Annotated in this window: 15 protein-coding genes; 4 read left to right on the top strand and 11 right to left on the bottom strand. The window is 50.3% G+C overall.

Annotated elements, in window-relative coordinates; translation table 11 throughout:
* Window positions 1-117: 117 nt before the first annotated feature.
* The 10 genes from AC50X8_RS16015 to leuC form a co-directional block, all read right to left on the bottom strand.
* Window positions 118-1,947: an ABC transporter ATP-binding protein gene (locus AC50X8_RS16015; RefSeq protein ID WP_056028619.1), complete on the bottom strand. Its 1,830-nt coding sequence runs from the start codon at window positions 1,945-1,947 to the stop codon at window positions 118-120.
* Window positions 1,947-3,728 carry an ABC transporter ATP-binding protein gene (locus tag AC50X8_RS16010; protein ID WP_056028622.1) on the bottom strand — a complete coding sequence of 594 codons (1,782 nt, stop codon included), beginning with the start codon at window positions 3,726-3,728 and terminating at the stop codon, window positions 1,947-1,949. The genes AC50X8_RS16015 and AC50X8_RS16010 overlap by 1 nt, the downstream gene beginning before the upstream one ends.
* Before the next feature lie 309 nt (window positions 3,729-4,037).
* Entirely contained in the window at window positions 4,038-7,757 is a 3,720-nt protein-coding gene (locus AC50X8_RS16005; RefSeq protein ID WP_494880321.1) for a dynamin family protein, read from the bottom strand.
* 12 nt (window positions 7,758-7,769) lie between these two features.
* Window positions 7,770-8,042, bottom strand: a complete 273-nt coding sequence (locus AC50X8_RS16000; RefSeq protein ID WP_046234755.1) for a hypothetical protein — start codon at window positions 8,040-8,042, stop codon at window positions 7,770-7,772.
* Window positions 8,043-8,086: 44 nt separating this feature from the next.
* A complete protein-coding gene (gene nth / locus AC50X8_RS15995; RefSeq protein WP_056028628.1) occupies window positions 8,087-8,767 on the bottom strand; it encodes an endonuclease III in 681 nt (226 codons plus the stop codon).
* Window positions 8,768-8,907: 140 nt separating this feature from the next.
* On the bottom strand, window positions 8,908-11,382 hold the full coding sequence (locus AC50X8_RS15990) for an S-layer homology domain-containing protein (protein ID WP_494880319.1): 2,475 nt from the start codon (window positions 11,380-11,382) through the stop codon (window positions 8,908-8,910).
* Window positions 11,383-11,514: 132 nt separating this feature from the next.
* Window positions 11,515-12,075, bottom strand: a complete 561-nt coding sequence (locus tag AC50X8_RS15985) for a GerMN domain-containing protein (RefSeq protein ID WP_494864412.1) — start codon at window positions 12,073-12,075, stop codon at window positions 11,515-11,517.
* A gap of 20 nt (window positions 12,076-12,095) precedes the next feature.
* Complete coding sequence (locus AC50X8_RS15980; protein WP_494864410.1) at window positions 12,096-13,538, bottom strand: N-acetylmuramoyl-L-alanine amidase family protein; 1,443 nt, start codon at window positions 13,536-13,538, stop codon at window positions 12,096-12,098.
* 253 nt (window positions 13,539-13,791) lie between these two features.
* Window positions 13,792-14,394 (bottom strand): 3-isopropylmalate dehydratase small subunit, encoded by a 603-nt coding sequence (leuD, locus tag AC50X8_RS15975; protein ID WP_494880317.1) that lies wholly within the window; start codon window positions 14,392-14,394, stop codon window positions 13,792-13,794.
* A 29-nt stretch (window positions 14,395-14,423) separates the two neighbouring features.
* Complete coding sequence (gene leuC / locus AC50X8_RS15970) at window positions 14,424-15,839, bottom strand: 3-isopropylmalate dehydratase large subunit (RefSeq protein ID WP_494880315.1); 1,416 nt, start codon at window positions 15,837-15,839, stop codon at window positions 14,424-14,426.
* A gap of 162 nt (window positions 15,840-16,001) precedes the next feature.
* On the opposite strand from leuC, the gene AC50X8_RS15965 reads away from it, so the two are divergent.
* Window positions 16,002-16,895, top strand: a complete 894-nt coding sequence (locus tag AC50X8_RS15965; protein ID WP_099519986.1) for a LysR family transcriptional regulator — start codon at window positions 16,002-16,004, stop codon at window positions 16,893-16,895.
* Window positions 16,896-17,009: 114 nt separating this feature from the next.
* Here the strand turns inward: AC50X8_RS15965 and AC50X8_RS15960 are convergent, their stop codons facing one another.
* Window positions 17,010-17,807: a carbon-nitrogen family hydrolase gene (locus AC50X8_RS15960; protein ID WP_056028649.1), complete on the bottom strand. Its 798-nt coding sequence runs from the start codon at window positions 17,805-17,807 to the stop codon at window positions 17,010-17,012.
* A gap of 132 nt (window positions 17,808-17,939) precedes the next feature.
* On the opposite strand from AC50X8_RS15960, the gene AC50X8_RS15955 reads away from it, so the two are divergent.
* From AC50X8_RS15955 to proB, 3 genes are all read left to right on the top strand, one after another.
* Window positions 17,940-18,392, top strand: a complete 453-nt coding sequence (locus tag AC50X8_RS15955) for a hypothetical protein (protein ID WP_056028652.1) — start codon at window positions 17,940-17,942, stop codon at window positions 18,390-18,392.
* Window positions 18,393-18,499: 107 nt separating this feature from the next.
* Window positions 18,500-19,696: a pyridoxal phosphate-dependent aminotransferase gene (locus AC50X8_RS15950; protein WP_494880477.1), complete on the top strand. Its 1,197-nt coding sequence runs from the start codon at window positions 18,500-18,502 to the stop codon at window positions 19,694-19,696.
* A gap of 336 nt (window positions 19,697-20,032) precedes the next feature.
* A complete protein-coding gene (proB, locus tag AC50X8_RS15945; protein WP_494864403.1) occupies window positions 20,033-21,133 on the top strand; it encodes a glutamate 5-kinase in 1,101 nt (366 codons plus the stop codon).
* The last annotated feature ends 59 nt before the right edge of the window (window positions 21,134-21,192 follow it).

Genomic DNA, 21,192 nt, shown 5'->3' with positions numbered 1-21,192 from the left:
ACCGGATAATTGTCGGCGGCTGCCTTAAGGGACAGCGATACCGATTCCGAATTGTTTTTTCTTCCATTGTGGAGGTTCCTGCACTAAAAATCAAGACCTTAACCGCTTTGATTCGACTTAAGCTGACAAGAAACGATATTGGGCTTCAATCAGCCCATTGTATATGCCCTTTTGCGCAATAAGCGCTTCGTGCTTGCCCCGCTCGACGATGCGGCCATGGTCCAGCACGATAATTTCATCGGCATTGCGAATCGTTGACAGGCGATGGGCAATCATGAAGGAGGTCCGTCCAGCAAGCAGCGCCTTTAGCGCCTCCTGGATTTTCAGCTCCGTATCGGTATCAATGCTTGCCGTCGCTTCATCGAGAATGAGAATGCGCGGATTCGCAAGCAATGCTCTGGCGAAGGAAAGCAGCTGGCGCTGGCCCATCGACAAAATGTTGCCGCGCTCCTCTACTTCCGTATCGTAGCCATCCGGCAAATTCATAATGAAATCATGGGCATGAACCGCTTTAGCCGCTTCCACAATATCCGCATCCGATGCATCAAGTCTGCCGTAACGAATATTGTCGCGAATCGTTCCCGAGAATATAAACGTATCCTGCATTACGATGCCGACTTGGGAGCGCAAGCTTTCAATCGTTACGTCGCGAATATCCTTCCCGTCGATCTTCACGCTGCCGCTAACGGGATCATAGAACCGGCAAAGCAGGTTGATGATCGTACTTTTGCCTGAGCCCGTATGCCCAACGAGAGCGATCGATTGGCCTGCTTTGGCTTCCAGGCTAATGCCTTTAAGTGCTTGGCGCCCTTTTTCATATTCAAAAATAATGTTGTCAAATACGACGTCGCCGCGAATATTCGGCAGTGCCTTCGCTGCGCCCTTCTCGTGTACCGTTGGCTCTTCATCGATAAATTCAAAAATGCGCTCGGAAGATGCCATTGCAATAAGCAGCTGGGAATACATTTGGCCAAGCCGGTTAATCGGGTCCCAGAAGTTGCCGATATAGTTGGCGAAGCCGACGAGCAAGCCGATTGTAATCGCACCTTGCTGAATCAAATGGGCGCCGTACCAGAACAAAATAAATGTCCCGATAGCTGACGTAATTTCAATAACCGGACCAAACGCTTGGTTGAGCGCCGAGGCCTTATTCCATGATTTCACATTGACCGTATTCATGTAGTCAAAGAAACGCATATTGTCTTTTTCCTGAACGTAGGCTTGCGTTACTTTCATCCCCTGGATGCTTTCGTTCAAGTGGGCATTAATTCGCGACTGCTTCATCCGAACGTCCTGCCAAGCAAAACGAATCCGCTTGCGCAGCGCAGTCGAAACGATAAACATGAGCGGTACCGTCACCATGATTGCAAGCCCCAGCTTGAAATTCCAGATCAGCAAAATGACAACAATCCCCAGCAGCTGCACGCAGTCCATCAGCAAGTTGACGACACCGTTCGTAAACAAGTCCTGAAGGGCGTTAACGTCATTCGTAATCCGCACAAGCACGGAGCCTGCCGGACGCTTGTCGAAGAAGCGGAAGCTAAGCTTCTGGATATGCTTGAACAGATCATGCCGCAGGTCATAAATGACCTTTTGCCCAATAATATTCGTGTATTTGATCCGGTAGCTGTTGGCAGCCCATTGCACCACATACAGCAAGAGCATTAAGCCGGCATACAAGTACAGCTTTGGCAAGCTTGCCGCGCCATCAGCTGGCTGAATGGCTTCGTCAATCGCGAGGATGACGAGTGCGGGAGTCGCGAGCCGCGTAAGCGTGCCAATAATCATCATGAAGATGGCCGGGATCAGCTGGCGCTTATAGGGCTTCATGTAAACGAACAATCTGCCCACCTGCGCCCAGTTAAACGGCTTCTCGATCGCATCATCATCTTTGTAAATAAAACGTTCTTTTTTATCGTATTTATCCGTGCCGGAAGTGCTGCTCATTATAGCGCCCCCTCCTTCCGCTGCGAACCCGCCTGCTCAAGCTCTTCGAGCGGAAAGTCGGCGTATTGAATTTTGTAAGTATCACGATAAGGGCCAGGCTGCGCAAGCAATTGCTGATGCGTGCCGCGCTGCACAATTATGCCTTGATCCAAAACGATAATTTCATCCGCATGGCGCAGCGAGGAGATGCGGTGGGCAATAATGAATGTCGTGCGACCCGCCATAAGCTCCTTGAAGCCCGCCTGAATTTCATGCTCCGTTTCCATATCTACAGCGCTCGTAGCGTCGTCCAGAATGAGAATATGCGGATTTTTAATAAGGGCGCGGGCAATCGCAATCCGCTGCTTCTGTCCGCCGGACAATCCCATTCCTCTTTCACCTACAATCGTATCGTAGCCTTCCGGCATTTCCATAATAAAATCATGTGCCTTCGCCAGCTTCGCTGCACGTTCAATTTGCTCATCCGTTACATCCTGCATGCCATATGCCAAATTCGTGCGGATAGAGGCGGAGAACAGGAACGTTTCCTGAAAAACAGGAGCCATCTGTCTGCGCAGGCTGTTCACGTCAATGTCGCGAATGTCCATGCCATCCAGCGTAATGCTGCCCTCTTTCACATTATAGGCGCGCATGAGCAGCTGGATAACCGTCGATTTTCCTGAGCCTGTAGCTCCTAGGAAACCGATTACGGAGCCCGCCGGGGCATCAATCGAAATATTCGTTAATGCCGGAGCATTGTCAGGATAATTAAACGTTACGTTGTTGAAACGGACATGCCCTTTAACCAATTGCTCGTCAAGCACGATGGCATGTTCGAGGTTTTTCACATGGACATGCTCGTTCAATAGATTCAGCACCCGTTCGCCGGAAGCTTTGGATTGCGTGTAGTTGTTAATATGGAACCCAATCCCCCACATCGGGCCGATAATGTACCAAGTTAAGCTGAAAAAGGCAACCAGCTCGCCTAGCTTGAGCTCTCCTCTAATGACGAGCATTCCACCTGCTAGAAGCAGAATAACTGCGCTTATGTTGGCGCATAATTCCATAATAGGGAAATAACGAGCCCATATTATTGCAGCACCGATCTGATTCGTCTGATAAGCTTCATTTTTCACTGAAAATTTGTTCACTTCATGCGGCTCGCGGGCAAAGGATTTCACCGTGCGAACACCCGTAATGTTTTCTTGAACAGCCGTCGTCAGGCTGCTGAGCGCGCGGCGCATTTCTTGAAAGGCCGGGTGGATTTTGCGCTCGAAGCGCAAAGCCGTAAACACGAGCAGCGGGATGGTAACCAAAGTAATAAGCGTCAGCTGCCAGTGGATGGACAGCATCATCGCTCCGCCGAATACGACCATCAGCACCACGTTCAAAATTTGGGCAAAGCCAAAGCCGATAAAGTTGCGAATCGCTTCCAAATCCGCAGTCAAACGCGACATGAGATCGCCTGTTTTCGCTTTGTCATAATATTGAAAAGATAGCGATTGCAACTTGTCATAACAAGCATTGCGAAGCCTAAAAGCTACTCGGTTGCCGAGCCTTCCTCCGAAAAAACCATGCAAAAATTGCATCAATCCCTTTAACGTCACAACCCCCACAACAGTTAGCGCTAACGCAGGCACCTTGCCATACTGCTCTTCTTTAATAACATCGTCGATTAAGATGCGAAGCAAATTCGGATATACGAGCCCGAGCGCTGTCGCAAACATCAGGCAGACGATGGAGGTCAAAAGAAATTTTCGTTCGACCCAGTAAAATCGTTTGAGTTGCCTAAAGACGTCCAAGCAAATCCCACTCCCTGTTCTTTTTTGTAAGCATGAATGAATATTATCAGCATCCTATGACAGGAGCAATCTGAGTAAATTTCCGTATATTACATTGAAACAGCCGATTAAGGCAATTTGGAAACACTAACTAACCTATGCTCAAGTATCGTCTTAAATCATCCCTAAAGTGTGCGTCTTACGCCATTTTTGCACAGAAACACACAAAACAAGCCTAAACAATTTTTCATAAATACTTATATTAAAAAAAATGCTTTCAAAGGCTCATACCCGCCCTTGAAAGCATTCAGATTATTATTAGATGAAAGCTTATGCAATTGTTGCGCTATGCAGATGAATCAATTGCTCATGCAGCTCGCGCAATTGCCCCACATCAGCATTGTCCGCTAGCGAGATGCGCTTGCCCTCTACATAGTTTACAACGTCTTGCTGAAGCTGCTCGCCTGACTGCTCGGCGTACTTTTTCCAAAGCGCGCTGTAGCGTTCGGTCCACTGTCCATTTAGGACAGCCATCCACTGCTGGAGCGATGGAATGAGCAGCGCCTCAAGCTCCTTGCGCAGCTGGCCTTTGCCGTCGCCTTCGAAAAATTGCCGCGGCGATTTAAAGCGGCTCCACAGCCATTTGCCGGTAATATCCGTCGTCGTCCAATCGACATCGATTTCCGGAGTAGGAATGGCCGCTGTCTCATACGGGATCGATTGATAACCCGCCAGCAGAGCGGCAAGCTCCGACGCGCAGCTGTCAAATTGCTTGCGCAAAAGGCCGTTCAAAATTCGCTCCAGACGCAGCGAAGTCGCTTGCAGCTCCTGCGCCAGCTCCATCTGAATTTGCCGCTGCAAATCAAGCCAAGCCGTCCAAATCATCTTCTTCAAATCGCGACCATCATCCTGCAAGACAGAAGGATTAAAGGCGTAGTTGTAAAATTCTCCGAATCGAAGCTGCTGGCGCTGTACGACATAATAGAGCAGCTCGCTTAGCTCCTGTGCCTGCTGAGGCGGCGCCTCGCTGGACCGGTAGGACGCAAGCAGCAGCTGTGCCTGCTCTTGCAGCGCAGCCAGCTGGCTGCGCTCCTGCTCTCTCGTAGCCGCATCGCCTGTAGCACTGTTCAGCCAGCCATTTACGGTAGCCGCCGCCCTGACAATTTCCTGCTCCGCTGCGTCGATCGCAAGCCGCCCTAAATCCTCGCTCACAAAATGCAGGAAGGAGCGCTCGAACGCGTCAATGCCTGAGCGCGCTAACAGTTCGCCATCGCCGCTTTGCTTCGCGTCGAGACCATCCAAGCTTGAAACCGGATAAAGACGCGGCGAACGAATGCCGTGCTGAAGCAAATTATGCTCCACATGCTTCAGGACGCCCGCAAGCTCCTCTTGATCGGCTGCCAAATCAGCCGCATTGACGAGGAAAAACATTTTATCGAGCTCGAACTGGTCCTTGACCCGCCCCAGCTGCATAAGAAACTGACGGTCTGCCTGTGAAAAAGCATGGTTGTAATAAGTGACGAACAGGACAGCGTCGGCATTTTTAATGTAATTGAACGCTACGCCCGTATGCCGGGCGTTCACGGAATCGGCTCCCGGCGTATCGACGAGGACGATGCCCTGCCGCGTCAGCTCGCAATCGTAATAAAGCTCGATTTCGCTGACGTAGCAGGAGCGAGATTCCTCCGCTACGAAGCGCTCGTATTCCGCTTGGGAGACGGTGAGGCGCTGGCCAAGCAGCGACTCATGCGCTTCCCAGCCTGCGCGTGCAGCACGCAGGAAGCTGTAGTGCGGCCGTCCGCCGGCGTGAATCGCATCCGGCGACAGGCGGTCGATCGCGCGCATAAGAGCGGCAGCGTCCGGCAGCGCAGCGTCAGTAGCGTCTTCGCCGAGCAAAGCGAGCGAATAGCGCAGGTCTTCCAGGACGGCGTCACGGGATTTCATGACGACGCCTGCCGTTCCATGCTCGCGTTCGCCCGATGGCGGCACGAGACGGTTGATCGCCGCCGTCGTCGGATTCGGCGACACCGGCAGTACCGGCTCGCCAATAAGCGCATTGGCGAGCGAGGATTTGCCCGCGCTGAACGCTCCGAACAGCGCGATTGTGAACCGGCTGCTGCGGAGCCGGTTCGCCTTGTCCTGCATCGCCTGCGCGGCCGCGGCTAGCGGCGCGTGCGGCGTCAGCAGCGCGGCTGCGCTGAGCAAGCGCGCTGCTGCGCCATGCTGCTGCGACAGCGCTTCGCCGCTGCCGAGCGCAGCTTGCGCTCGTGGCGCGTGCTGCGGCGCGCCACTGGCACTTGCGGCAGCAGCGTCGCCCGCTGCCGCCCTATCGCCGCGCTGCGCAGCTTCGCTCGCGCGGCGAGGCCCGGCGGCGGCATCTGCCGCGCCGCCGTCCACACCTGCGCGCGCGCTGGCATCCGCCGCTGCGCGCTTCGGCGCCGGCAGCGCCGGCCGCGCCACTGGCTGCGGCAGCGCCCTTACGACCTGCGCCGCATGCTGCGCGGCGCGCTCCGCCAGCGCCGCAAGCAGCCCTAGCGCCCCGGCTTGCGCATCAAGCGCCGCAAGCCGGCCTCTCACGTCTGCAGCGGCTGCCTCGCTCGCCGCTGCCACATGCGCCGTCAGCGCGTCAATCAGCTCATTGCCGCGCTTCCGGTAAAGCTCCTTCACCTCCGCGGCTAATTCGCGCGTATACGTCATCGTATATTCGTTGCCGAATACGGCTCCCGTATTTACGCGCTGAATGAGCCAGGAAGCATCCGGCTTCCAGCTAAACTGCTCGGCAAGCTGCTGCTCCAGCGTTTCCGCTGCGTAGCCGACTCGCTCAGCGGCACGGCGAAGCAAATCCTTTACATGCCAATCGACAGCCGCGCCCACTTGGCCAGCAAAATCATGGCAGAACAGCTCGGCACGCCGCTCCTGCTCAGCCGCCGTCTTTGCGCCCGCGAACAATAGCCCCGTCTTGAAGCCCGGCTTTCTGCTTTCCAGAAACGAATGCGCCAAATCACGCACCGGAGCTGGCGTAATGATCGCATTGTCTACCAGCGCCTGCATTTCACGGCGCAGCTCCAGACGCAGCCGTTCCGGTTCAGCCTTGAGCTGCTCCACCTGAACAGTCAGCTCGCCTTGCTCCGCCTTCACCCGCTGTGCTTCCTCTTCTCCGCCTGCCTCGGCAAGCAGCCGTTCCTTCTCCGGCTCATCCTGCATCTCGCACCATTTCAAATGCTCTGCTGCAAGATGGCGCAGCGAAGCGTCGACGCTGTAAGCAGCGAGCGGCTCACGCAATTCCTTCAGCTCGTCAAGCAGCTGCGTAAGCGCCTCCCATTCCTGATGCGGATGATCCGGCTGGCGCAACGACAAATAAACGATTCCCGCTGGCTCCAAATGCCATGCTTGAAACGCCTCTTCTACGCTTTTGCGGTAATCGGCAAACGTTAGCTCGCGTTCCCTGTGTTTATCAATCTGATTAACGATAAAATATAACGGCTTGCCCCAATCCTTAAGCTGCTTCGCAAACGCAAAATTAATTTCCGATTGCACATGATTGTAATCCATCACATAAAACACGACATCCGCCAAATGCAGCGCTGACTCCGTTGCCATCCGGTGTGCATCATCCGTAGAATCAATGCCCGGCGTATCCAGAAGTACCGTATGATTGCCTAATCTTTCTGTTGGATACGTAATCGAGACCGATTGGAACTGCTCCCCGTCTACGCAATAGCGATCCAGATCCTCCAAAGGCACACTAAGACTAGAGGCCTCCCCGTCCCTCTCCGTGATGATGCTTGCCAGCGCCTCTGCTCCGCCTCTTATGGACACTACGTTCGCGCTGGTCGGAATCGGACTGGAAGGCAGAAGCTGAGCCCCGCACAGCCGATTGATCAGCGTGGACTTGCCTGCGGAAAAATGACCGCAAAAAGCAACAGTAAGCCGACCTTCGGCCAGCTTACTGTTTACTTCCATAACTTGTTTGGCGTGCAGCGCATCACCTGCGTCCGCCATTTCGCGGGCCGCCAGGATTGTTGCTTCTTCAATGCGTTGTACCGTCATTTCAGCCATAACCTATGCAATTTCCTCGTCATCGGAAGGCAGGCAAATTTCGAATACATTGCCATGCTGCAAAATCATAATGTTACGCTCTTTTTCACGCATAACAACGACTTCCGGTTTTTGGCGCATACGCTCGATGTATTGGTCAGGCACGTCGCCGGAGCCGCTAACGGTTACGCCTTCCACTACGATATCTTCGTTTTCTTCTGGCGGGGAGCTAAGCACTTGCTCATAAATATCGGAGAAAAGCTCAAAACTATTTGTATACACAGAAATACACTTCACTGTCATCATCCTTCATTTTAAAAGTATTTGTCTCTCAGCCAACCTTATTTAGCCACTCTCTTAACAGTCTTCTTGTTTAAGCCTGGCTTCATACGTTGTTTTCCTTCTTTGCACATATCCAGCAGCGGACATACCTCGCATTGCGGGTTTTGCGCCTTGCAATGATAGCGGCCGAAAAAAATGAGCCGATGATGGGTAAGGGTCCATTCCTCTTTGGGAACAAGCTTCATGAGCCTCTTCTCAACTTCCAGCACAGAATCATCAGGCTTCGCTACCCTAAGGCGCTTGGATACACGCTCGACGTGAGTATCGACGGCAATTGCCGGCACATTAAACGCATTAGACATGACAACATTCGCCGTCTTGCGTCCAACGCCCGGCAGCTCGACCAGCTGCTCATGCGTGGAAGGAGTTTCTCCATCATATTTATCAATGAGAATACGGCACAATTTTTGAATATTGGAAGCTTTGCTTCGGAATAGACCGATTCTTCGAATATCCTGCTCCAGCTCCTCCAGCGGAACCGCCACATAGTCCTCTGGCTGCTTATACTTCTGAAATAAGTTAGCGGTTACTTTGTTCACCATTTCATCGGTGCATTGTGCAGACATTAGAACGGCAATCGTCAGCTCAAACGGATTAGAATGGTTCAGCTCGCAGTGTGCGTCCGGAAACATCTCCGCAAGAGTATCCAATATGTGTCGCATCTTCTGCTTCGCATTCATCGTCCTCTCTCCCATTCCAAACACTATCGTTCAAAGTGTAGCGAAAAACGTCCCGCCATGCAACTATAATCCACCATAAATATTGAAAAAAGCATAAAAAAACTGCCCCGTAGGGCAGTTTGTCACATAACCTTACCAATTTACACTTTTACAATTTCCACGGCTTTATTTTTGAAAGCATAAACGATGATCTGATCGCCGTATTTAATATCCTGCAGCGAAATCGTTTTTCCATCTTTTAGCAGCTTTGTTGAACCTGTCACGTAAAAATAATTGGCATTGTCGGCATCGGTCGTTTTGAGCGTCCACAGCTGTCCAGCCGTAGCGTCATACTGCCAAAATGTTCTTGTCTGGCCAACAGCAACAGTAACCAGCACGACATCATTTTCATTTTTGCTCAGTTGGATCCGGTCTCCCGTTACAAGCGTCGACGTAGTAGCAGAAGTCGATGTGCCCTTCGTAATTAGGAAGGATTGGCCAAGTGCAGCCGTTGTTGTCTGGCCATTCTCATTGGTCAGCGTAATGCTGTTCGTGCCTACCGATTGAACGGTTCCATAAGAAACGACGATGGATTTCACGGCAGTTATTTGCTTGCCAATGTAGCTGACATTAATGAAAGTGCCCGGAACAAGTGTATCGATCGCCACTTTGCTTCCTGTCTCATTCGTAATGTCGATTCCCGACAGCACTAGATCTGTCTGGACATTTTGCGCATTAACGACCGTAACCTTTTTGGTTCCAGTGTTGACAGCACGTACTTCATATTGGATAGGACGATGAACTTGAATGAGCGTTGCCCGATCCTGATTCACATTCATCACCGTTGTAATCGTATCGCCAACTTTAAGATCAGTCAGAGATGCCGCTGCAATGCCCGGAACTTCTACCGTTGGCGCCGAATAAGTAACTGTAACATCTACGCCGCCAGGCACGCTCAGCGTAACGGAATTGCTCGAAGCATTAATAGAGACGAGCTTGCCTGTATATTTACTTGCAATCGACAAGGACACAACCTTATCGCCGCTGTAAGTAATCGTCAGTTTGCGGTTTTTAGTCAGCCAAGTGCCGATGTCCTCCAGCTTGATTGCATTGCCGTTGTTGTCAATTCTCGTTTTGTCAGTCAAATAAAGCGGATAGGCTTTTGACCCTGCAGAGTCAAAAACGACAAGGAATTTTTTGTCCGCATTATAGCTTTCCACCTGAGCACCAACGAGCGTCTGAACGTTGCGGTTTACGACCTCGATTTTTGTAATCTGGTCCTGGTCATTCGTTGTAATTTGCAGTTGATCCACATCTTTAATCAAATCGCCAATCGTTGGCCCAACGATGCCTTCGATTATAATTTCAACCGTGCTGCTCAAAAATTTGGAATTGAGCTTGCCAGCGCTGTCTTCATAAGTAAGGACGCTTGCATCGCCGGAAATAAACGTGCCTTTGAGCACAGCCGCTCCTGTTTGTTGGTCAACTGTAATTTTCAGCGCTTTAGGAGATGTACGGAACGTATCCTGCGTCACTGTAATTGCGCTGTTTTCTTTCAAGTCGCTAATGGCAATCGTCTTGCCAGACGTTTCGGTTAAGATAAGCGAGTCGTCATAATAAACCTCTACCGGCTTATTATCTATCCACACATACAGCATCTTCTGATCCGGCAGCACGCGGCCAACCGTACCTGTTATCGTTTTAATTTGCGGCTTGTCATCCTGGAGCTCCACGTAAGCAGCCCCGCCCGATTTCGTAATGACCGTTACATTTGCATATTGCACAAGATCTTTGGCTGCAATTGGCGTTTCTGAGTCATAACGATAGATGACCGTATCCGGGCTAAGCGTATATACAGCTGATTGAGACTTGCTATAAATCGTTATGCCCGTATCGCTAGATTGCAGCAGCACACCCGTTGCTTGGCCTGCGTATTCCACCGGATACAGCTTCTCAGCACGGCTGAACAGCGTTGCAAGGCTTGCACGGTTTACATTCGCTTTAGGGTCGAACTTGACTGCCGTTACCCCTTTAACCAAATCTAGTGAAACAGCCGCATTGACATAGCCACGGTAGCTGCTAGCAATTTGATCTGCATCATTAAACGATGAAACAGCGTTCTGCAGGCTGTCCGCTGTGCTCTTCTGGTTAATAGCACGAATGAGCAGCTTCGTCACCCATTCACGAGTGGCAGGGCGTTGTCCCCAGCCTACAGCTTGATCGCCGGAAGCGGCAAGCGCATATTCTTCGGCTTGATCCAGCAAGCCTTTATCAAAAGCAAGCTTCACTTCGCCTTTAAAGTCGCTCTTAACGACAAACGTTTCTGGAAAAGCAACAGTATCATCAGCCGGAGCTTCACTTGCTGCGCCTATAAAACGCAAAGCCATAAGAACGGCTTCCTGCTGCGTTACATTATCAGCCGGACGAAACAGGCCATTAGAGCCATTAATGATGCCTTGAAGCGACAGCTTCGTAATATGCTTTTGCGCCCAGTGATTCGATGCTACATCGCTAAACGGGTTGGAGCTGACAGACGCCGCATACGAAATAGGGGCGGGAACCGCAAAAGGCCCCGCCAAAATGGAAAATGCAATTGTACCTGCAATGATAGATTTAGATGATCGTGACAATGCCATAGTTATCGTTCCCCCCAAATAGTTTCAAAACGTATTAAATGGAATTTCTATTTTATTACACTCTTTTATTCATTATCTATCATTTTCTTTCTATCAAGCGTAAACGGCTGAAGACGTTCTCTGGCTGCTAAGCTACGGCTTTAGTGTTGGATGCTCAAGCTCAACATGGCCCATCAGCGTATCTGCGCTGTCTCCATCGATGAGCAAATCATAGGATTTTACAAATTCGAACTGGAACAATGTTTTTTGGAGCGTCTCCAGCACTAATACTTCGCCAGGCGAACCAAGCCGGGACTCGTCAGACAGATGAAGATCAATCGTCACCTGTCCATCGCTTCCCAGCAACACCGATTTAATTTCAATCAGCTTCCACAGCGATACAGCGCCATCGCCCTCCGCTTGCTGTAATGCTGTAATTGCGTTTTGAACTAACTCCAGATCTGAGCTGTATGCAACCTGAACCTGCTGCTCCACTATACCATCCAGCTCTTCATTTCCCGCATATACCTTTATTTCTGCTGTCTGTTTTGCTGGCTCAATTGACGGCTCGGCCGTCGGAGCAGCGGATGGCTGAATAGAAGGCGACGGGCTGCTGCCCGCGCCTGATTCAGCTGGCTTGTTAACCGCCGCACAGCCCGCAACGAGTCCAACTATACATAAAGTCAACATGAACTTGCTCACTGTTCGCAGCATCTGTTATCCCCCTGTCTCTACTATAGCTTCAAATAGTCCTTGATTCCTGCTACAATTCCGGCAGCGATTTTATTTTGCACGGATTCATCAAACAGCTTCTTGTAATCGTCTGCGTTAGACAAAAATCCTGCCTCAAGCAAAATGGCTGGCATTGTCGTTTCTCTCGTCACATGCAAGCTCTGCTGCTTGACACCGCGATCCTTAAGGCCTGTTGCTTTGGCAAACTGCTTGTGTACCGCATCGGCAAACGCTTTGCTGCTAGCTCTTGTGTAGTAGGTTTCCGTGCCCGTTGCGGCGCTGCTCGGATTGCTGTTGGCATGAATAGATAGGAATAGATTAGCTTTAAGATTTTCAGCAAACTTTACCCGATCCTCCAGCTTGACATAGTTGTCATCGGGACGGGATAAAGAAGCTTTTATTTTCGACTCCTTATCAAGCAGAGCCTTTACTTTCAAAGAAAGGCTGAGATTAAATTCTTTCTCCCATCTGCCATTAATTCCTTTTGCTCCTGGATCAGAGCCGCCATGTCCCGCGTCAATTACGATAGAATAAACACCGTTTGCTGGCAGTGTCGGACCTGCAGTTGGCGTTGGCGTCGCTGAAGGCGTCGGTGTTGGCGTAGGAGTAGCTTGCACTGGCAGCGGATCAATGACATTGATGCGAATTTCGCCTAGCGCACTGTTGATGACATCCACATCGGCATCTGCTTTCAGGTCAAGCACGATACGTACAGTTGCCGGGCTTGACGAGAACAAGGAATAGCGGATACCGCTCAAATAAGGATGCTCGCCTACCTCAAGATTGATCTGACCTGAGCCAAGCTGCGCTAAAAGCGTATCCGAATAGGACACCTTGGGAATGTCCATTACGATTCGTTTCGGGCTTTCGAGCTTGAAAGGCTGATTGTAGACAGCGCTTCCCTCGTAGTGAATAATAATCGCATTTTCATTGTCATACGAAATGTCCGTTACAACACCATCAGGCTGTGTGACAACCGGATCTGTTGATGGAGTTGGCGTAGGCGTTGGCTCCGCTTCTTTAAACAATTGGACGGATTTTGTCGTTTGGTCCCAATTGACCTGCATTCCGAGAGATTCCCCAACGAATCGCAGCGGAATAAGGGTTGTCCCTTTTTGCAGCAAAGCTGGCGTATCCAGCTTCACCTGCTCATTGTTAACAAAAGCGACATCCTGGTTAATAGTAAGTACAATTGAATCAGAGCCATTATGTACAGTAACTGTCTGTGTAGCTGACGACCAGCCTACTTTGTAGCCGATACTCTCCGACACGAGCCGAATCGGTACAAGCGTATACTTGTTGTCTACGATTTGCGGCGCTACCTTCGAATCCAGTAAAGCCCCATTCAAATAAAGCTTTGGCACAACCTCGGCAGCATGTCCTGCACTAGAAAACAGCGTGAACAAAAACGACATGAGCAACAAAATCGGTACAAATTTCTTCATTTTCCACCTCGATGACTGAAATTGCCCTCATCGAATGGGGTGCATTCGACTTAAACAGACTAAAATATTAGACGCATAGCGTCAGAAAAAGTTGCGTATAGAGGAAAAAAGAGGACAATTTTTCCGACAGGAAATTGCCCTCTTTTTAAAATATAGGAAAGTATATCGTTTTTCCATCCTTCTCTATATTTCTCGTAATGAAACGGCTGTCGCCGCCAGAAGGCGGCAACAGCCGTTTTTTCTTATTTACAGCTTATGCGTGCGATTCTGCAGCGCGTTTTTGCTCGTAAGCTGTAATTTTATCTTCATGCATCAGCGTAAGGCCGATATCATCAAGACCTTGCAGCAAAAACTGGCGACGGTGCTCATCCAGCTCAAAGTTGATTTCCAGACCATAATCATCAGTCAGACGATTGTTTTCCAGATCAACATTCAGCTTGTAGCCATCATGCTTCGCCGTGCGCTGGAACAGATCTTCAACCTGCTCTTCGCTCAGCTTAAGCGGCAAAATGCCGTTTTTGAAACAGTTATTGTAGAAAATATCTGCATAAGACGGTGCAATAACGACTTTGTAGCCATAGTCGAGAATGGCCCATGGCGCATGCTCACGCGAAGAGCCGCAGCCGAAGTTAGCACGAGATATAAGAACGGAAGCGCCTTGATAACGAGGCTTATTCGGTTCAAAATCAACGTTTACTTCACCGTTCTCATGAAAACGCCATTCGAAAAATAGAAATTGTCCAAAGCCGCTGCGCTCAATACGCTTCAAAAATTGCTTAGGAATAATCGCATCCGTATCTACGTTAACGCGATCGACTGGAGCAACAATGCCCGTAAACTGTTTAAATGGTTCCATATCGGTAATACCCCTCTCACACGTCCTGATTAGTTCAATACTTCTGTTTTGACATTCCAATCACGCACATCTGTAAAACGGCCCATAACAGCTGCAGCAACAGCCATTGCTGGAGATACGAGATGCGTACGGCCTCCGCGGCCTTGGCGGCCTTCGAAGTTACGGTTCGATGTCGAAGCACAGCGCTGTCCTGGCTGCAGAACGTCCGGATTCATTGCCAGACACATCGAGCAGCCTGCTTCACGCCATTCGAAACCTGCTTCGATAAATACTTTATCAAGGCCTTCTTTCTCAGCCTGAATTTTAACGCGGCCCGAGCCTGGAACGACGATTGCTGTCACTTTATCACTAACTTTGTAGCCGCGAGCGATTTCAGCAGCAGCACGAAGATCCTCAATACGTCCATTTGTACAAGAACCGATAAATACATAGTCGATCTCGATTTCATTCATAGGCGTACCTGGCTTCAGATCCATATATTCAAGTGCTTTCTCAGCAGCTTTACGCTCATTTTCCGTAGGGAGCTGTTCTGGGTAAGGAACGGAAGAAGTAATATCCGTACCCATGCCAGGGCTTGTACCCCAGGTTACTTGCGGAATCAGGGAATCCACATCAAAATCAACAATCGTATCATAAGTTGCGCCTTCGTCAGTGGACAGCAATTTCCACTCTTCTACAGCTGCATCATAATCTGCTGGAGCATATTCGCGTCCGCGAAGATAGTTGAAAGTCGTTTCGTCAGGAGCGATCAGACCTGCGCGAGCGCCGCCTTCGATCGACATGTTGCAAACCGTCATACGCTCTTCCATCGTCAGCGAGCGGATCGACTCACCTGTGTACTCGATAACGTAGCCGGTAGCGAAGTCCGTGCCGTATTTTGCGATAACGCCCAAAATCATATCTTTTGCCGTTACGCCCGGTTTGCGGTTGCCTGTGAAGCGAACTTCCATCGTTTTTGCTTTCGATTGCTGCAAGCATTGTGTTGCCATTACGTGCTCAACCTCGGAAGTACCGATACCAAATGCAAGCGCGCCGAACGCACCATGCGTGGACGTGTGGCTGTCGCCGCAAACGATCGTTTTGCCCGGATGCGTGAGGCCAATTTCAGGCCCCATAACGTGTACAACGCCTTGGTCAATATTGTCAAGATCAAACAGCTTTACGCCGAAATCCTTACAGTTTTGCGTCAGCGTATCGATTTGTTGCTTGGAAATAGGATCTTTAATATTAAAGCGGTCTTTCGTAGGAACGTTGTGATCCATCGTTGCAAATGTCAAATCCGGACGACGTACTTTACGACCCGACATGCGAAGGCCTTCGAAAGCTTGCGGCGAAGTTACTTCGTGAACCAGTTGAAGATCGATATAAATAATACTTGGTTTGCCTTCTTCTTGATTAATGACGTGATTATCCCAAATCTTCTCAAACATCGTTCTTTTAGCCATTAAATTCACCCCATCGTTCGACTTCTCTTCAAAAATGATGCTCTAAGCATAACATCTGGCACTTGATTGATCCAAGATATAATATCTATAATGTCTATAGGTAACAACTATAACGGTAAATGAAGAAGCTCTTCCCAGAAAAATAGAAAGCGAAGGATGCCCATGGAGCTCAGACAACTGCAGTATGTGCTGCAAATCGCAATTGAAAAAAACTTCTCCCGCGCAGCGGAAAAGCTGCATATCGCCCAGCCCTCGCTCAGCCAGCAGCTGTCTAAGCTGGAGCAGGAGCTTGGCGTGCTGCTGTTTCGGCGCACGACCAACTCGGTTGAGCTTACGCAGGCTGGTCAGGTATTTGTTGACAAGTCCCAAACGATTCTCGATGCGATTGAACAATTAAAGCAGGAAATGGATGATATGGCGCAAATGCGGCGCGGGCGGCTCGTCGTCGGAACGCTGCCGATTACAGGCTCGCATATTTTGCCGCTCGTCCTGCCGGTATTCGGCGCCCAGTATCCACAAATCGAGGTGGTGCTCGTAGAGGATACTTCGGCAAAGCTGGAGCAGCTTACGGCAAGCGGCGGCACTGACCTCAGCTTGCTGTCCCTTCCGCTTGCCGATACCTCGCTTGCATGGGAGCCTTTAATGGAAGAAGAAATTTGCCTGGCGATTCCGCCACAGCATCCGCTTGCGGAAAGCTCGGAGCCTGTACCGATAAGCATATTGCGCAATGAACCCTTTATCGGCTTAAAAAAAGGCCAGGGCTTCCGGCAAATTACGGTCGAGCTGTGCCAGGCTTCCGGCTTTACGCCGCAAATCGTATTTGAAAGCAGCAATATTGAAACCGTCCAATCGCTCGTCGCGGGCGGCATGGGCATCGCCTTCGTCCCGAAAATGCTGACACGGCAAAGAGGGAGCGAATTCGCCCCCATCTACTTGCCCCTGTCCCCCAAAGCGTCACGGACACTAGTCATCGCCAGCCGCAAGGGGCGCTACCTGTCCAAAGCTACGGAAGCCTTCATTCGAACGATGAACAAAACGATCGTCCATTATAAATAAATGATCCGCTAAAAAATGGTATTAAACAGAAACGGCTAGATGTAAAAAGGTTGGGCTGCCCGAGGGCTATTTAACCCCAACCTTTTCACTTCTCTTGACTTTTTATCCAAGCTTTTAATACAAATTTGGCCGACGATCTTCAAATACGGGGATTTTCCCGCGTACCGCATCAACGAGTGAAAGGTCGATTTCCGCATAAATAATCGCTTCGTCCTCTCCACCCTCAGCAATGGTTTCTCCCCACGGATCAAGGACGAGTGAATGCCCGAAAAAGCTCGTTTCGCCGCTTTGCCCTACCCGATTGCAGGCAATGACGAACATTTGATTTTCAATCGCTCTTGCGCTCAGCAGCGTTTTCCAGTGATGCAGGCGCGGATTCGGCCACTCAGCTGGAACGAACAGCAGCTTTGCGCCTCCAAGCGCCAGCTTGCGAGCAAGCTCAGGGAAGCGGATATCATAACAAATCATCATGCCGGCTTCCTGTCCGCCAAGCTGAAACAAACCAAGCTTATCGCCAGCTTGCAAATATTTTTCCTCATCCATTAAACGGAACAGATGGATTTTAGAATAATCCGCAATCGTTTCCCCCGCACGGTCGAAAGCAAAAATCGTATTGTAAACGCCATCCGCCTTGCTTTCCGCAATCGAGCCCGCAACAATATTTACTTGATGCTTAGCCGAAAAGGCTGACAAAAGCTGTTTCGTCCGCTCCCCATTCGCATCAGCCAGCGTTTCGATTTCCGTCAGCGCATAGCCTGTGTTCCACATTTCAGGAAACACGATGACATCAAGCTTGCGATCCCCGCTTACCGCTTGCTCCAGCATTTGCGCAAGCTTGGCAAAGTTCGCCTCCGGATTTCCTGCATTTATGTCCATTTGCAGCAGCGCAATGTTTAATTTTTCATTATTCATTTTCGTCAGGCCTCCTGTATGTTGCAACCATTCATTTTCCCTAATGATACCTTCACATGGTTCTGTGTCAAGATGGGGATGATAACTCAAGTACAATTACCAATCCATATACAGACAAGGAGCATGCATAACATGAAGCTGCAAAAATGGATAGCTGCCCTGTGCGCAGCTTGCTCATTATTTATTTTTGCCTCCACCGGATTTGCCCAGGAGACAGCAAAAGAGCAACATACGGTGGGACCCGTTCAAGTTTTTGATGTTAAAGCTGGCAAGGTCGTGCTGACTGTACCGAATGACAAGGACTATCAAAAGATGGCAAACAGCTGGCTTGGCTCCATTACAGGTCTTGCTCCCCAATTAACGAATGACAACACCTGTACCTATGTATATCGCGTTCCTCTAGCTAAACCTTACAAGCTGAGCACGAACAATATTTCGCTCAATGCAACCGAAGTATTTCTGTTCGTATGCGAAGGCAAAGCGCCGCAGCTGTTAGTTTTTGATGATCAGCGCAGGCCGCTGCTGCTGTTATTTACAGCTGATATCGCAGCTTTTGTTAAAAAAGTCGGCATTCCGGCCGCTTAAGAATCCATTCCAACTGAATCACTCGACATAAATGGTTTTTGCGTGCTACAGTAATGCTTAACGGCTTATTGTTCATGAGCAACTATTGGATGTGGAGTGTGAATAAAATGGAAACAAAGCTGGAACAGCATATCATTAAACCAGCAGATCGTATGACTGGCTTGCCTACGCAATTTTTTGCTAAATTGGTTGCTAAGGCTAATGCCCAAGTCGCGAAAGGCCGCGACGTTATTAACCTTGGACAAGGCAATCCCGATCAGCCGACTCCGCCGCACATTGTGGCCAAGCTACAGGAAGCAGCCGCAAACCCTATGTATCACCGTTATCCGCCTTTTAGCGGCTACCCTTTTCTCAAGGAAGCCGTCGCAAATCGTTATAAGGAAGATTATAACGTCGATATAGACCCAACAACAGAAGTTGCCATTTTGTTCGGCGGCAAAACAGGTCTGGTGGAACTTAGCCAGTGCCTGCTTAATCCAGGCGATGTCTGCCTCGTGCCTGACCCGGGCTATCCCGATTATTGGTCAGGCGTGGCGCTCGCTGGAGCGGATATGCATTTTATGCCGCTAACGGCGGAAAACCGCTTTTTGCCTGATTATAGCGCCATAGACGAAGCAGCGCTTAAGCGGGCGAAGCTCATGTTTATGAACTACCCTAACAATCCGACCGGAGCGGTAGCGAATGCTGAATTTTATGAACAGACGGTAGAATTCGCCCGCCGCACAGGCGTCGTTGTCGCAAGTGATTTTGCTTATGGCGCGATTGGCTTTGATGGCGAGCGTCCCGTCAGCTTCCTGCAAACGCCGGGAGCAAAGGAAGTAGGCATAGAGTTTTATACATTGTCCAAATCCTACAATATGGCGGGCTGGCGCGTAGGTTTTGCACTAGGCAACCCGCAGGTCATCTCTTTAATCAATCTTATGCAGGATCATTATTATTGCAGCCTGTTTGGCGGCATACAGGAAGCGGCTGCTGAGGCACTAACCGGACCTCAGCAATGCGTAACAGAGCTGAATGCCACCTATGAGCGCAGACGTGAAGCGTTGTTCGGCGCGCTGGATCGCATCGGCTGGAAAGCAGAGCGTCCAGGAGGCTCCTTCTTCTGCTGGCTGCCTGTTCCAGAAGGCTATACATCTGAATCGTTCGCGGATCTCGTATTGCAGGAAGCAGATGTCGTTGTCGCGCCTGGAGTCGGCTTCGGCACATTCGGCGAAGGCTATGTTCGGCTTGGATTGCTTACGAGCGAAGCACGGCTGGAGGAAGCGGTTGAACGTATTGGAAAGCTCGGCATTTTCAAAGCCTAACCGCCTGCAAATGCCTCTCTTTACAGCACCCGTCGATCATGATATGCTTACATCAACTGAACATGAAACGTTATGACGGGACCAGTAAGCTTGACTAGGTCGTGCCCAGAGAGTGAATTCCAGAGGCTGCAAGAATTTACCTCGACTGCTCGCTGAACCTGCCCCTGAACGGCCGATGATGAATCGGACAGCACCTCCTGTTACGAGGCCCAAGCAGGATTGTTTGCCTTAACCGGCCTACAGTCAATTAAGGTGGTACCGCGGAAGCATATAAGACTTTCGTCCTTTACGGACGGGAGTCTTTTTTATTTTGTCAGGAAATGGGATGATGGGAAAATGGCGGAACGAATCATTGTAAAAATCGGCAGCAGCTCGCTAACCTCCGAGGAAGGCGGACTGAACAAAGAACGCATCGCTTATTTTGTCTCCGAGCTTGCCGCGCTGCATGCAGCAGGCTGCTCGGTCATATTAGTCACCTCCGGTGCCGTTGCCGCAGGCTTTCGCCAAATTGGCTATGAGTCAAGGCCCAAAGCCGTACACGAGAAGCAAGCGGCCGCCGCAGTTGGGCAAGCGCTGCTCATGCAAGCTTATCAGGAGGCTTTTAGCCAGTTCAGTATTGGAGCAGCACAAATTTTGCTGACGCGGGCAGACTTCTCTAACCGCAAGCGAATTCAGAACGCTTTGATGACCATTGAAGAGCTGCTCAGGCTGCGCACGATACCGATTATTAACGAGAACGATACCGTCGCAACCGATGAGCTGAAATTTGGCGACAATGACAATTTGTCAGCACTGGTCGCAACAATGACGAAAGCCGGACAGCTCATTATTATTACGGATATGGACGGCTTGTATACGGAGGATCCACGGAAGAATCCGCAAGCAGTCAAAATCGAGCGAGTCGGCAGCATTTCCGCAGACATTATGAAATTCGCCGGCGGTGCCGGCTCGGCAGTTGGAACGGGCGGGATGCGCTCCAAAATTGAAGCAGCCCGAATTGCCATGCGCGGCGGCGTACCCGCTTTTATCGGGAAAGTGCAGCAGCCTGGCGATCTGTCGCTTGCGACAAGCGGCTCCGGCAAAGGCACGTATTTCGATACGGAGATGCATAGCCTGCCGATGAAGAAGCAATGGCTGGGCTTCCACTCTATGCCTCAAGGCACGATATCAGTCGATGCAGGAGCTGAGCTTGCGCTGCTTACAGGGGGCAAAAGCCTCCTCCCTGCCGGCATTACAGGCAGCAGCGGCGATTTCCATCCCGGCGATATCGTGGAGGTGCTTAGCGCCAGCGGCGAAACGATTGGGCGCGGCGTCGTCAATTACGCTGCATGGCAAGCTAAGGCAGCAGCCGGACTTGGCAGCGAAGAAGTGAAGCGCAGAATTGATGTGAGCCGGATTGAAGTCATCCACCGGGATGAATGGGTTTCATTAAAATAAGCCCTTGTCCATTAATAGGGCCAGTCGTTATTCATCACTTATTTTTAGGAGGAACAAAC

The sequence above is a fragment of the Paenibacillus sp. JT22N15 genome (genome assembly GCF_059383755.1).
This window is presented reverse-complemented; position numbering and strand designations above follow the sequence as displayed.